At 30.4% G+C, this 14143-nt stretch carries 14 protein-coding genes; 10 read left to right on the forward strand and 4 right to left on the reverse strand.

Translation table 11 applies throughout. The features are described 5' to 3' along the window. Positions 1 to 4 precede the first annotated feature (4 nt). The 5 genes from AC2GW8_RS05985 (at position 5) to AC2GW8_RS06005 (ending at position 5040) form a co-directional block, all read left to right on the forward strand. Positions 5 to 1525 (forward strand): SusD/RagB family nutrient-binding outer membrane lipoprotein, encoded by a 1521-nt coding sequence (locus AC2GW8_RS05985; protein ID WP_440881861.1) that lies wholly within the window; start codon positions 5 to 7, stop codon positions 1523 to 1525. Positions 1526 to 1658: 133 nt separating this feature from the next. Next, the gene (locus AC2GW8_RS05990) at positions 1659 to 2606 is read left to right on the forward strand and encodes a DUF898 family protein (protein ID WP_440881862.1); all 948 of its coding nucleotides are present in this window, start codon (positions 1659 to 1661) and stop codon (positions 2604 to 2606) included. Between the two features lie 69 nt (positions 2607 to 2675). After that, the gene (locus AC2GW8_RS05995) at positions 2676 to 3359 is read left to right on the forward strand and encodes an SDR family NAD(P)-dependent oxidoreductase (protein ID WP_440881863.1); all 684 of its coding nucleotides are present in this window, start codon (positions 2676 to 2678) and stop codon (positions 3357 to 3359) included. 11 nt (positions 3360 to 3370) lie between these two features. Next, a complete protein-coding gene (locus tag AC2GW8_RS06000) occupies positions 3371 to 3967 on the forward strand; it encodes a SprT-like domain-containing protein (protein WP_440881864.1) in 597 nt (198 codons plus the stop codon). 8 nt (positions 3968 to 3975) lie between these two features. Further along, positions 3976 to 5040: a mannose-1-phosphate guanylyltransferase gene (locus tag AC2GW8_RS06005; RefSeq protein WP_440881865.1), complete on the forward strand. Its 1065-nt coding sequence runs from the start codon at positions 3976 to 3978 to the stop codon at positions 5038 to 5040. Here the strand turns inward: AC2GW8_RS06005 and AC2GW8_RS06010 are convergent. Further along, positions 5037 to 5495, reverse strand: coding sequence for a thioredoxin family protein (locus AC2GW8_RS06010; RefSeq protein ID WP_440881866.1), 459 nt, complete (start codon positions 5493 to 5495; stop codon positions 5037 to 5039). The two genes, AC2GW8_RS06005 and AC2GW8_RS06010, sit on opposite strands and share 4 nt — an antisense overlap. A 42-nt stretch (positions 5496 to 5537) precedes the next feature. Then, positions 5538 to 6569 carry a tetraacyldisaccharide 4'-kinase gene (lpxK, locus tag AC2GW8_RS06015; RefSeq protein WP_440881867.1) on the reverse strand — a complete coding sequence of 344 codons (1032 nt, stop codon included), beginning with the start codon at positions 6567 to 6569 and terminating at the stop codon, positions 5538 to 5540. Positions 6570 to 6627: 58 nt separating this feature from the next. Between lpxK and AC2GW8_RS06020 the strand changes: the two genes are divergently transcribed. Both AC2GW8_RS06020 and AC2GW8_RS06025 read left to right on the forward strand, forming a co-directional pair. Next, positions 6628 to 7722: a Nif3-like dinuclear metal center hexameric protein gene (locus tag AC2GW8_RS06020; RefSeq protein WP_440881868.1), complete on the forward strand. Its 1095-nt coding sequence runs from the start codon at positions 6628 to 6630 to the stop codon at positions 7720 to 7722. 3 nt (positions 7723 to 7725) lie between these two features. Further along, positions 7726 to 8499 carry a zinc ribbon domain-containing protein gene (locus tag AC2GW8_RS06025; RefSeq protein ID WP_440881869.1) on the forward strand — a complete coding sequence of 258 codons (774 nt, stop codon included), beginning with the start codon at positions 7726 to 7728 and terminating at the stop codon, positions 8497 to 8499. Positions 8500 to 8560: 61 nt separating this feature from the next. Here AC2GW8_RS06025 and rpsU read toward each other — a convergent pair whose 3' ends face one another. Both rpsU and prfA read right to left on the reverse strand, forming a co-directional pair. After that, complete coding sequence (gene rpsU / locus AC2GW8_RS06030) at positions 8561 to 8749, reverse strand: 30S ribosomal protein S21 (protein WP_440881870.1); 189 nt, start codon at positions 8747 to 8749, stop codon at positions 8561 to 8563. 309 nt (positions 8750 to 9058) lie between these two features. Further along, entirely contained in the window at positions 9059 to 10135 is a 1077-nt protein-coding gene (gene prfA / locus AC2GW8_RS06035; protein WP_440881871.1) for a peptide chain release factor 1, read from the reverse strand. Positions 10136 to 10440: 305 nt separating this feature from the next. Here prfA and AC2GW8_RS06040 point away from each other — a divergent pair, with 305 nt between their 5' ends. The 3 genes from AC2GW8_RS06040 to AC2GW8_RS06050 are packed head-to-tail and all read left to right on the forward strand — an operon-like array spanning position 10441 to position 14133. Then, positions 10441 to 11121 (forward strand): TetR/AcrR family transcriptional regulator, encoded by a 681-nt coding sequence (locus tag AC2GW8_RS06040; protein WP_440881872.1) that lies wholly within the window; start codon positions 10441 to 10443, stop codon positions 11119 to 11121. Then, the gene (locus tag AC2GW8_RS06045) at positions 11111 to 12769 is read left to right on the forward strand and encodes a peptidase domain-containing ABC transporter (protein ID WP_440881873.1); all 1659 of its coding nucleotides are present in this window, start codon (positions 11111 to 11113) and stop codon (positions 12767 to 12769) included. Before AC2GW8_RS06040 ends, AC2GW8_RS06045 begins: the two co-directional genes overlap by 11 nt. Positions 12770 to 12780: 11 nt before the next feature. Continuing rightward, positions 12781 to 14133 carry an HlyD family secretion protein gene (locus AC2GW8_RS06050; RefSeq protein WP_440881874.1) on the forward strand — a complete coding sequence of 451 codons (1353 nt, stop codon included), beginning with the start codon at positions 12781 to 12783 and terminating at the stop codon, positions 14131 to 14133. Positions 14134 to 14143 lie beyond the last annotated feature (10 nt).

Below are 14143 nucleotides of genomic sequence, written 5' to 3' on the forward strand. Positions count from 1 at the left end.
AATGATGAAAAAAATAAAATATACTCTGTTAGGTTTTGCTTTTATGACTTTGTTTCATGCTTGTGACACCGATTATATAGACAATCCTGATCAACCTGTTGTTGCAACTTCTAACTCATTACTAACCAACGCTCAATTTGACTTAGCTTATGAATTGAATGACCAATGGACTGGAGGAAGAGGTTTTTTAGGTTTCTCTCAATATTGGGCACAAACATTCTATACCGATGAAAATAGATATGCACTAAGAACAAGTCAAATAGAATCCTTTTGGGAGTGGCCATATAGAATATTAACTGATTTGAAAGAAATCATTAATTTAAATAGTAATCCAGAAACTGCTCCAAACATGGCTATTCTTGGAAATAATAACAATCAGATACAGGTTGCAAGAATTATGATGGCTTTTACCTTTACCAAACTAGTCGATACGTTTGGAGATGTTCCATATTGGAGTTTTGGGCAAAAAGACAACCCTTCTTTTCAAGCTTTAAGACTAAAAGAAGGTATAACAAGCCCTGTTTATACAGATGCTAAAATTATATACCAAGATATACTAGCAGAACTACTTGATGCCGCTAATAAGATGGATTTAAGTAAAAGAGTCTTTTTTGAAGACTACGAAAAAAGTGATAATATTTATAAGGGAGATCCTACTCTTTGGTCAAAATTTGCACACTCTTTAAGACTTCGACTAGCATCACATATAATTAAATCTGATCAAGCTTTAGCTAACTCCGTGTTTAACGAATCTGATAACAAAGCATTTACCAGTAATATGGATAATGCTACTTTTAAATTTGGTGGGAACGACTTAACAGGAGGGCCATGGCATGTTGCTTTTAATGTTAATAAAAGAGAAGATTTTGCACCTGCTTTACCTTTTACTGAATTATTATACAATAATGTTGGACCTTTTGCTACACTAACAGATAAAGATCCTAGAGTTGATCATTATTTTGATAAAGCAAAAGAAACCACAGAAGTTATAGGTGTGCCTTATGGATTTGGTAATAGCGCAGCACGCGCGGTTAAAAATGAAGGAAGACCTCATGAGCAAATAATAAAAGCTGATTATAATCAACCACTTCTTACCTATTCTGAAATTGAATTTATCAGGTCAGAATTTAAGTCATGGGATCAAAATCACTATGTGAATGGTATAAAAGCTTCTATGGAATTTTGGGGAATCGCTTCATCGGATGCAACTACATATATCAGTTCACTACCTTCTTCATCTGAAGAAAATGTGCTAACACAAAAGTATATTGCACTTTACATGGACGGTTTAGAAGCTTGGACAGAATACAGAAAATCAGCATTCCCTAAGACTTTAGTCGTTCCAGGAGATACCTTTAATGGTGATACTTTTGAACCTATTGTTCCAGGATTAAATAAAATTCCTAGTAGGATAACATATCCTCAAAAAGAACAATTAATAAATAGAACTAACTGGGATGAAGCAAGAAAAAAGCTTTCGGACGGAGATACGATGAACTCAAATATATTTTGGGACATTAATTAATTTATATCTAATTTTAGTAAATAAAAAAACCGTCTAAAATAGACGGTTTTTTTATTTACTAAAATTTAAAACAAGATTCTGAAAAATAATTTCAGTAATTTTACTGACTAGATTAAATTTACTTCTAATAAAAATGAATTTAAGAGATAACACAAATAAAAAAACCATGAAATACTATAGTAATACATCTCAATTTATATTACTTTATTTTAAAAGTATTTTACTAACAATAGTTACGTTTGGTTTATATTATCCTTGGGCAAAAGTAGCGTTATTAAAATTCCATTGTCGTTCAACGATCCTCCAAGAAAATAGCTTTAATTTTGTTGGAACGGCTAAGGATGTTTTCAAAAGTTACTTGATATTACTCGTTATAATAGCTATTACTTTTCTCTTTTTGTTCACTTCTTTTATTGCCCCCAATAATAGGTTATATCCTTTTCTTTTTGCTATCTCTTATTTTATTTTTATTTCAATAATTCCTATGGTAATTCATGGAACATTAAAGTACAGAGCAAAAAATACACTTTGGAAAGGAATACAATTTCATTATTTAGGATCAAAATCTGAGCTTTATTGGAAATTTCTTTCAGGTCTTTTAACTACCTTCTTAACTCTGGGAATATACACTCCTTGGTTTTTTACTGAATTAAGAAAATATATTATCAGTCATTTAAGATTTGGCAATCTTTCGTTTGAATTCAAAGGTGAAGGAGCTCAATTATTCTGGATACAAATTAAGTTTATTTTCTTATTCCCTTCAACATTTGGCATTTACAGTTTTTGGTTTATCAAGGAGTTATTACAGTTTTATATAAACAATATTGAAGTAAACCAAAATGAAATAAAAACTAGGTTCCAACTTGATGTTCGGACAGGAGATATTTTTAGGTTAACCATTATTAATTTTGCTTTGATCATTTTTTCTTTTGGTTTAGCCATGCCTTTTGTTATTCTAAGAACCTACAAGGCGTTAGCTTCATTTATACAAATAGAAGATTCAATTCAAATTAATAAAATTCAGCAAGCAAATTATAAAACAACGTCTAAAGACGATTTTCTTGATCTTAAACTTGTTTAATCAAATAATTTTTTTGTTCTAAACATAGAAGGATCCTACAAAGGGGTCTTAAAAATTAAAACTTAACAGATGAAAAAAAATATCGTTGTCACTGGCACGAGTAGAGGCGTCGGATTTGAACTGGTAAAAAAACTTGCTAAGCAAGGTCACAAAGTTCTGGCACTCTCAAGAAATATAGAACCTACAGAAACACTTAACTTCAAAAACATAACCTCTATTTCAACAGATTTATCTGATTTAAAAAGTATCCATAAGGCTGTAGACTACATTAGTTCCAATTTGAAAATGGTTGATATTTTGATTAATAATGCTGGTAAATTAATCAATAAACCTTTTTCTGAACTTTCTTCAGATGATTTTCTAGGTGTCTACAAAATAAATGTTTTTGCAGTTGCTGAATTAACTAAAAATATTCTTCCTTTTATGCCCGATAAAAGTCACGTTGTAACAATTAGTAGTATGGGAGGAGTACAAGGTAGCGTCAAATTCCCTGGTTTAGCTGCTTACAGCTCCGCAAAAGGAGCGGTAATCACACTTTCAGAGCTACTTGCTGAAGAATATAAAGAACAACAAATTGCTTTTAATGTACTTGCTTTAGGAGCTGTACAAACTGAAATGTTAGAAGAAGCTTTTCCTGGATATAAAGCCCCAATGTCTGCAGAAGAAATGGCTGACTACATAATGGAATTCTCTATCAATGGGAATAGATACTATAACGGCAAAGTCCTACAAGTATCAAATTCAACCCCTTAAATAAAAATCTTTTGTCTATAGAAAAATATATACCAAAAAAGGCTTTACCACTCGTACAATTTCTTATTGAAGAGCATAAAGTTACTCTTAAAATTGTGAATCAGCGCCAAACAAAACATGGTGACTTCAGAGCTCTTGGTAATGGAAAAATGCAAATTACAGTAAACAATAACTTAAATCCTCATCAGTTTTTACTAACACTTATTCATGAAATTGCACATCATGTAACGCATGTCAAATTTGGAAAAGTTCAAGCTCATGGAAAAGAATGGAAAATTATATTTCAGCATTTAATGCTTCCTTTTCTACGACCTGACATTTATCCTTTATCTATACTACCACATCTTGCTAAATATTTAAAAAATCCTAAAGCAAGTACGGACACAGATGTAAATTTATCATTAGCTTTGCGCTATGGTATTGCTGGTAAAGGCAAAACTTTTGTTTTTAGACTTTCAGAAGGTAGTCTGTTTAACTTTAAAGATGTTACATATCAAAAGGGCTCAAAAAGGAGAACTCGTTATGAGTGTATTAACCTTAACAACAATAAAGTATATCTTTTCAATCAAAATACCGAAGTAATACCAAAAAAGATTAAATCAATTTAAATTATCTTATGGAAAGTAATTGTTATGCAGTTATTATGGCAGGTGGGATTGGCTCAAGATTTTGGCCAGTAAGTACAAAAAAATACCCCAAACAATTTCATGATATGTTAGGTACTGGAGAGTCTCTAATTCAAAATACTTTCGACAGAATTAATAAATTAATTCCCTCTCAAAATATTTTAGTGGCTACTAATACAAATTACGAAAGTTTAGTACTAGAACATTTACCTAAAATAAAAAAAGATCAAGTTCTTTTAGAACCTGTTATGAGGAATACTGCTCCATGCATTTTATATGCAGCCCTTAAAATATATAATGAAAATCCAGATGCCTTAATGCTTGTTGCTCCTTCCGATCACTGGATTGAAAATGAGGCTGATTTTTTAGATAATATCCAAATGTCTTTTGATGAATGTACAGAAAAAGATATTTTAATGACACTCGGTATTCAACCTGAATCTCCAAATACAGGCTATGGATATATTCAATTCGAAAATGATACTTTAACCGTTAAGAAAGTTAAAAACTTTACGGAGAAGCCAGATATAAAAAAGGCGAGACAATTTTTAAAAAGTGGAGATTTTCTATGGAATGCAGGAATATTTGTCTGGTCTGTAAAAAGTATTATTAAAGCATTTAATGAACACCTCCCTGAAATAGTCAAAGTTCTTGATGTTCCCAACATTTACAATACTGAATTAGAAAAAACTTTCATAAAGGATAATTACGAAAAATGTCAAAATATATCAATAGACTTTGGTGTAATGGAACACGCTCAGAATGTGTTTGTTCTTCCTGCTAATTTTGGTTGGAATGATATTGGTACTTGGGGATCTCTTTATCATAAACTTGACAAAGATGACAACAATAATGCTGTAGTTGGCGCAAAAACAATATTAAACAGTTCTCATGGCAATATGATTAGAACAGAGAACAATAAGAAAGTAATTATTAAAGGACTAGACAATTTTATAATTATCGAAAAAGATGATATTCTTTTAATTTGCCCGAGAGAAAATGAACAAGAAATTAAAGAAATAGCGGCAAACTCAATTAAAGAGTTTAAAAGCTAATGTAAAACTGATTCAAAAAATGAATAATACGAACTTGACAAATAGCTTCCTTTTCTTTCACCTAGCACCTTTCCTTTCCTATTAATTATTACGACCGATGGAAAAGAGTTTTTATACTTTCTAGCTAGTTTTGCATTTATTTTTCTAGTTTCTTCTGAAACTAAATCTTTATTTCTCGGAAAATCAGCCAAATACAAAATAAATTTGTTTTTCGAAAAATCGACAAACTCTTTGGTGTGAAATAATTCTTTATCTAACTTAATACAAGGTCCGCACCAATCGGAGCCAGAAAAATAGATGAGTATTGGTTTATTTTCTTTTTTAGCTTTGTTTTTAGCAATTTGAAATGTCTGTTCCCATTTTGGCAGTTCATGAAGTTTCATGACTACATCTTCATTTTGTGAAAAAAGTGTTAATGAAACAGAAGCAAAGAAAACAAATAAAACGGATTTCATAATCTTAAAATTAAAAAGAGTTAGCACAAAAACGATACCAAATTAATTGATTTTATTTTTAATGTGATTTATGATAGAATCATTAAACTGCTTTTCCTTCTCTAAAAAAACTGTTTGAATTGGCAAGTAGAAGAGATTGTTTAACGAGGCTCCAAATCTAACAAAATCCTTCTCAGTTGTCAATACAATTTTTGTTTCTGTGTTTAAACTACTTTGCATTTTTTTTATTTTGTTAAAATCTTGTTCCGAAAAATTATGATGATCTGGAAATTTTATATGATTATATTTTATATTATTCTGACTTAAATAATCCAGTAGTGGCAATGGATTAGCTATGCCTGTTACAACTATAATCTCTGTATTTTTAAGATTACTTAAACACAATTTATTATTATTTGAATAAATGAATTTATCATATTTAATACTTGAAAAATAGATCTGTTGTTTATCTAGTAATTTAAGCCTATTAACTATGGAAGATCGTTTTTCCTTTGTCATATTTTGAGGGCATTTGGTAATAATAATAATATCTGCTCTCTTAGCACCTCTCTTACTTTCTCTTAAATTACCTGTCGGTAAAACAAAATCATCGGAATACAAATCATTATATTTTGTTAATAGAATATAAAGACTCCCCTTCACTTTTCTATGCTGAAATGCATCATCTAGTAGAATAAGCTGTGGTTTAACTTTTTTTATAAGTTGGTTGATGCCATTGACTCTATTAAAATCAACAGCTACATCAACTTCTTCAAATTTTTTATAAAATTGCAAAGGTTCATCTCCAACATCTTCAGAAGAATGATTGATGTCTATTATTTGAAAATCTTTTGTTTTTCTTTTATAGCCCCTACTTAAAATTGCAATCTTATACTCATCTTTTAAAAGACGAATTAAATACTCTACTTGCGGAGATTTCCCTGTTCCCCCAACATTTAAATTTCCCACAACTATTACTGGTAATTTAAATCTATGCTGCTTAAAAAACTCCCAATCAAAAAATAAGTTCCTGATTGATGTAATTAAATCAAATAAGACGGCTATCGGAAAAAGTAAAAATCGAATTAATTTCATTTCAACGAAAATAATTAAAAATCTTAACTTTGGTGATCTATAAATCATTAAAACCATTATGAAAATAAAGGATATCACTGACCATATAGAGAAACTTGCTCCTCTATCCTATGCAGAAGATTTTGATAATGTTGGACTACTTGTTGGGAACTCTAATACAATAGTCACAGGTATATTAATTACCCTTGATACTTTAGAAAAAACAGTAAATGAAGCAATTGAAAAAAAATGCAACTTAATTATTAGCTTTCATCCTATCATTTTCTCTGGATTAAAACGATTAAATGGAAATAATTATGTAGAAAAAGTTGTACTGAGTGCAGTTAAAAACGATATAGCTATTTATGCTATCCATACCGCATTAGATAATGTAAAATATGGAGTTTCTGGGAAAATGTGTGAAATGCTTGGATTAAAAAATCTAAAAACATTAATTCCCAAAAAGGGATTAATTAAAAAGCTTACAACGTACGTACCTAGAGAAAATGCAGCTGCTTTACGGAGTAAATTATTTAAAGCCGGGGCTGGAAATATTGGAAACTATGATCATTGTTCATTCAATATTGAAGGTACTGGCAGTTTCAAAGGAGGAAATCTTTCAAACCCTGTAGTTGGTAAAAAAGGTGAACTAACTTTTAGTCCAGAAACATGTATTTCGGTTACATACAACGACTATCAAGAGAATACTATTTTAGAATCTTTATTCAGACATCACCCTTATGAGGAAGTTGCCTACGAATTAGTTACCCTTGACAATAAAAATCAAAATATAGGAATGGGCATGTCAGGTGAGCTTCAAAATGCACTAGATGAAGGTAGTTTTCTTAATTTTGTAAAGAAAACTTTTAAGTCTAAGTGTGTAAGGCATACAAAACCACTTGGGAAGTCTATTAAAAACATTGCAGTACTTGGTGGATCAGGTAGTTTTGCCATCAACAATGCTATAAAAGCAAAAGCAGACGCTTATATTAGTGCTGACTTCAAATACCATGATTTTTTTAAATCAGAAGAAAAAATTTTGCTAATTGATGTTGGTCATTACGAAAGTGAACGTTTTACAAAAAATTTATTGGTTGATTATCTTAGCAAAAAATTTAGTACTTTTGCGATTATTTTAAGTGAAGAAAGTACAAATCCAATATACTATTTATAAAAGATGGCAAAAAAAGACATAACGGTAGAAGAAAAATTAAGAGCGTTATATGATTTACAGCTAATTGACTCAAGAATTGATGAAATTAGAAACGTTCGAGGTGAATTACCTTTAGAAGTTGAAGATTTAGAAGATGAAGTTGCCGGATTAAACACAAGACTTTCTAATCTTGCCAATGATGTAACGAGTTTAGAAAGTGATATTTCTGCAAAAAAACAAGCAATTACTGAAGCAAAAGCATTGATTTCTAAATACGAAGAACAGCAAAAAAATGTAAGAAACAACCGTGAATTTGACTCTTTAACAAAGGAAGTCGAATATCAGGAACTTGAAATTCAATTATCTGAGAAACGCATCAAAGAATTTAAAGTTAAAATCACTCAAAAGAATGAGGTTATTAACAATACAAAGTCAAAGTTAACTCAGCAAGAAAACCATTTGTCTCATAAGAAAAATGAATTAGATGCTATTTTAAAAGAAACAGAAAAAGAAGAAGAATTATTAAAGCAAAAATCTGAGGAGTTTTCTGAGTCAATAGATGATCATTTATTAAAAGCATACTCAAGAATCCGAAAAAAAGTTAAAAATGGTTTAGCTGTAGTTTCTATAGAAAGAGGTGCTGCAGGCGGTTCATTTTTTACGATACCTCCTCAAGTTCAATTAGAAATTGCCAATCGAAAAAAAATAACAATAGATGAGCATAGTGGTAGAATACTGGTAGACGCAGCTCTTGCAGCTGAAGAGCGAGAAAAAATAGACAACTTATTTACCGCCTAATCTAAAAAGATTAATAAATAAAAAAAACTCAATCAAAATTTGATTGAGTTTTTTTTATTTATTAATCTTCTTTAAAAAGTTGTTCCTTATAGGCTGCCTTTTTAACCTCTGCTCTTCTCAAAACAGAAGGTTTAACATACTGCTTTCTTTCTCTTAATTGTTGCAGAACTTTTACATCTCTGAATTTTTTCTTGTAACGTTTTAAGGCTCTATCAATATTTTCACCTTCTTTTACTAATATTTTTAACATATGTCTATAATTTTATTATACAATAATTATTTATTTGAGTTCTAAAAACATTCAACAGTATAATAAATCATATAGCCAGAAAGTCCGTCTCTTTTGATTATCCTTAAATAGGTAAAATCAAAAGATTTTATTCTAAATAAAAAAGAAATTAAAATGTACTTCGAAAAATTTGTTTGTTCTCCAGAAGAATATATAACTCTAAAATATTTTTTAATTTGAGATAGAACACAAATAGTTTCGCAATTTATGAAATTTTATTGACATCTAAAATTAAATAACATATAAAAAGGAACAAAACTCAATTCCTTTTTATATTGTTTCGCCAAGTTCTTTTAATTTTGATGTATTTTCAGCCAGCATTAATTCTTCGATAATCTTCTGAATATCCCCATTTATAATATTTTGTAAATCATATAAAGTCAAGCCTATTCTATGATCTGTTACTCTGCCCTGAGGATAATTATATGTCCTAATTTTTGCGGAACGATCTCCAGAAGTTACCATTGAACCTCTTTTAGCCGCGTCTTCCGCTTGCTTTTTAGCTAATTCTAGATCATATAACCGTGAGCGTAATACTCTAAATGCCTTTTCTTTATTCTTATGTTGTGATTTTTGATCTTGACACTGAGCTACCAATCCGGTTGGTATATGAGTTAACCTAACAGCCGAGTAAGTTGTATTGACAGATTGTCCTCCAGGACCTGAAGAACAGAAATAGTCAATTCTTACGTCTTTAGGGTTAATCTCTACATCAAACTCTTCTGCCTCTGGGAAAACCATACATGTAGCCGCTGATGTATGTACTCGTCCTTGCGTCTCTGTCTGAGGAACTCTTTGAACACGGTGTACACCAGCTTCAAATTTTAACGTCCCGTAAACATCTTCACCAGTAACTTCAAATTGTATTTCTTTAAATCCTCCATTTGTACCCTCACTGAAATCAACTATTGAAACGCTCCACCCTCTACTTTCACAATACTTTGAATACATTCTATATAAATCTCCTGCAAAGATACTCGCCTCATCTCCGCCTGTTCCTGCTCTTAATTCAACTACAGCATTTTTAGCATCTTCTGGATCTTTAGGAATTAATAAAAACTTAATTTCATCCTCTAATTGAGGAATACGAGTCTTCGCCTCATCCATTTCTGCTTTAGCCATTTCTACCATTTCAACATCACTTCCTTCAGCAATAATTTCTTTAGCTTCGTCTATATTTGCCAACAAACCTTCGTATTCATTTGCTTTCTCAACAACCTTACCTAGGTCTTTATATTCCTTATTTAATTGAACATAACGTTTTTGATCTGAAATAATATCAGGCTGAATAATCAAATCAGACACTTCATCATAACGTTGCTTAACAATTTGTAATTTATCTAACATTGCATCATATCTTGATTCGCGAATTTACAATTTTTCTTTAAATAGAGGTCTATTCGAAATAACTTATAATACAACGTAATCGTTACCTTTTTCTTTCCTATTAAAAAGTGTAAATCAAATTCAATTTTATAAAATTTTTAATTATGACCATGTAGATTTTAGAAGTTATGGTTTTATAACAATCAAACCAATATTAATAAACGTCTAATAAAGAGAGATTTTGTATAAATTTTACTTTATTTTAACACAATATACGATTAAAATCAAAAGTAATACTATTAATTTTGCAGGAAATAATCTTAAAAATGAAGGGTTTACTTTCTAATATAAAAATTTTCATTCCAGAAGGAACCTATATTAAAGATCCTGAGTCATCTAATTTGGGCAAAAGAATTATAGAAAACAGCATCGTTATAATTGAGAAAATAGGTTTTGAAAACTTTAACTTCAAAAAGCTTGGAAAAGAAATAGGTTCCAATGAAAGTTCTATATACCGATATTTTGAAAGTAAGCATGAGCTTTTAATTTATCTAACTTCTTGGTATTGGGGATGGATAGAATATCAATTAGTGTTAGAAACATATAGCATCAATGACTCAAAAAATAAATTAATTCGAGCTATAGATGTTGTAACTAGAAAAACGAAGCAGGATAATAATTATGGTCATATTAACGAGGTTATTCTAAATAAGATAATAATCCATGAAAACTCAAAATGCTACCTAACAAAAGAGGTAGACAACGAAAATAAAGTTGGTTATTTCAAAGCATATAAACGTGTAATAAAAAGACTAGCAGAAATAATCTCTCTATATGACAAATCCTATAAATATGCACTGAGTTTAGCAGGAACTATTACCGAGAGTGCACTTCATCAGCACTACATGAAATTACATTTCCCTTCAGTAACTAGTTGTAGTGAGTTATTAAGTCCTACAGAGTTTTTAACAAATTTAACCCTTAACACTTTACGAAATGGCAAATAATGTACTTACTCCTTGGAAACGGTTTCTTGGATTAATTAAATTGGAAAGGAAAGATATTTTACAGATTGCCTATTTTGCTATCTTTGAGGGTTTAGTTGCCCTATCTTTACCATTAGGAATACAAGCTATTATAAATTTAATTCAAGGAGCACAAGTTTCAGCTTCGTGGATAATCTTAATTATACTTGTTACTGGTGGCGTCGCTTTTTCTGGCATCTTAAAACTGATGCAGATCCGAATAATAGAAACAATTCAACAACGGATTTTCACAAGAGCTTCTATTGAGTTAAGCTATCGTTTTCCCAAAATTAAAATGAGTGAGTTACGCAACTATTACCTGCCTGAATTAGCCAATCGTTTTTTTGACACTCTCACGATACAGAAAAGTCTTGCTAAATTGTTAATAGATGTTCCTTCTGCATTTTTACAAATCATATTTGCACTTGTTCTTTTGTCTTTTTACCACCCTTTCTTTATAATCTTTGGTCTTCTATTGGTTTTGTTAATTTTTGCCGTTTTCAAGTACACAGCTCAAAAAGGATTAGATACAAGTCTAGAAGAATCAAAAAACAAATATAAAGTTGCACATTGGCTTCAAGAAGTAGCTAGAGCTGTTGTTAGCTTTAAAGTTTCTGGTAAAACTAATTTAGCACTTCAAAAATGTGACGACCTTGTTGCAGATTATTTAAACGCAAGGGAAAATCATTTTAAAATATTAGTACTACAATATAAAAAAATGATTGGATTCAAGGTAGTAGTAACTTTTGGTTTACTCTTTATGGGGGGGTTTCTTGTGTTAAATCAAAAAATGAACATTGGTCAATTTGTAGCAGCTGAAATTATAATTTTATTAATTATTAACTCTGTTGAAAAATTAATCTTAGGACTAGAATCTTATTATGATGTTTTAACATCAATAGAAAAAATTGGTCAAGTTAACGATAAGCCTCTTGAACCACAAGAGGGAGAGGTAATAGAAAATGAAAATAATCTTACCATAGAACTACATGAAGCAAGCTATGTAGTAAAAGAACTCAATAGGCCTATTCTTAATAAAATTTCATTAACTATAAATCCTAATGATAGAATTCTTATTGAAGGTGAAAGTGGAAGTGGTAAATCTAGCTTATTACAATTAATTTCTGGAGTTAACTTACCAACATCGGGAAGTATCTTCATCAATAATTTATCCATTGAAAGTCTTTTTATTAAAAAATACAGAGGTAAACTAGGGCTTTCTCTATCAGAAGAAACTCCTTTTAAAGGAACTATTAGAGAAAATATTTCTTTTGGAAATACAGAAATTACCGATGAAATTATTTTTTCGATACTTGACAAAGTAGGACTAACAGACTACATAAAAACACAACCAAAAGGGCTCAATACAATACTTAAACCAGAGGGACAACAAATAGCTTTCACAATTTCAAAAAAAATTGTTTTAGCTAGAGCAATAGCTAAAAAACCAAAAGTTTTAATATTGGAAGACCCACTTGATCAATTTAAAGGAGATGAAACAAAAAAAATAATAGACTTTCTAACAAGCCCTAAACAACCTTGGAGTTTAGTTGTTGTTAGTAGTAACCCTAACTGGAAAGACAAATGCAATAAAAATATTGTATTAGAAAAAGGAAACATAAAAAATTAAAGCACGTCTTTATGCTAAACATTTCAAAAAATAATATCTCTAAAAATATAGATTTGACCTCTCTTAAATCGGGCCAAGAGATTTTTACAAGAGAGTATCATAAAAAGTTTAAAAATTTTTTACTTATTTTCATTTTAATTCTTTTTGTAATATTATTTCTTCCTTGGACTCAAAATATTTCAGGGAAAGGTAATGTAACTACATTAAAACCAAGTCAAAGACCCCAAACATTACAGTCTCAAATACCTGGAAGAATTGAAGAATGGTTTGTTCAAGAGGGAGATTTAGTAAAAAAAGGTGACACTATACTTAGAATTTCAGAAATAAAAAGTGATTATTTTGATAAGAAATTAACGGAAAGAACGGGGTCTCAGCTTAGTGCTAAATCCTTATCCGTTACAGCATATAAAAACAAAATTTTTGCTCTTCAAAATCAAATAAAAGCCTTAAATCAAGAACGAATTTTAAAATTAGATCAAGTTAAAAATAAACTTACCCAGGCTCTTCTGACTGTTAAAAGCGATAGTATCGATTTAGAAGCTATAAAAACAAAAAATGATATTGCTAAAATTCAATTTGAAAGAACAGTATCTCTTCAAAAAGAAGGGCTCAAAGCTGTAAAAGATGTTGAAGAGAAAAAAGCTAAGCAATTAGAAGCGAATGCTAAATTAATTTCTCAACAAAACAAGCTTCTATCCTCAAAAAATAAAGTTATAAATGCCGAGCTGGCAATTTCAACTTTAATGACAACTTATGCAGATAAAATTGCTAAAGCTAAAAGTAGTCTTTTCACTGCACAATCAAATAGTTTTGATGCAGAAGTTCAAGTATCTAAATTAGAAACCAACTTTGCTAATTATAAAAAAAGAGGTAGCTTAATGTTTATAACTGCACCTCAGGATGGCTTCATTAATAAAGCTATTAAATCTGGCTTAGGTGAAACTTTTAAAGCAGGAGAAGAACTTGTAAGTATTATGCCTGCCAATTATGACTTAGCAGTAGAAATGTTTGTTAGACCTATTGACCTTCCTCTTATTCATCTTGAAGAAAAAGTAAGAGTTCAATTTGACGGATGGCCAGCGATTGTGTTTAGTGGGTGGCCAAATCTATCCTATGGTACCTATGGAGCTAAAGTTGTAGCTATTGAAAACTTTATAAGCAGTAATGGGATGTTTCGAGTACTATTGATTCCTGATGACAATACTGCGTCTTGGCCAACTGCTATAAGGATTGGCTCTGGTGCTAGGACAATAGCCTTATTAGAAAATGTTCCTATTTGGTATGAATTATGGCGTCAGATAAACAGTTTTCCACCTAATTTTTACCAACCACAAAAAAAGCCAATAACTACGAATAAAAAATAAATTAAGCAAC

The sequence above is a fragment of the Tenacibaculum profundi genome (assembly GCF_057162725.1).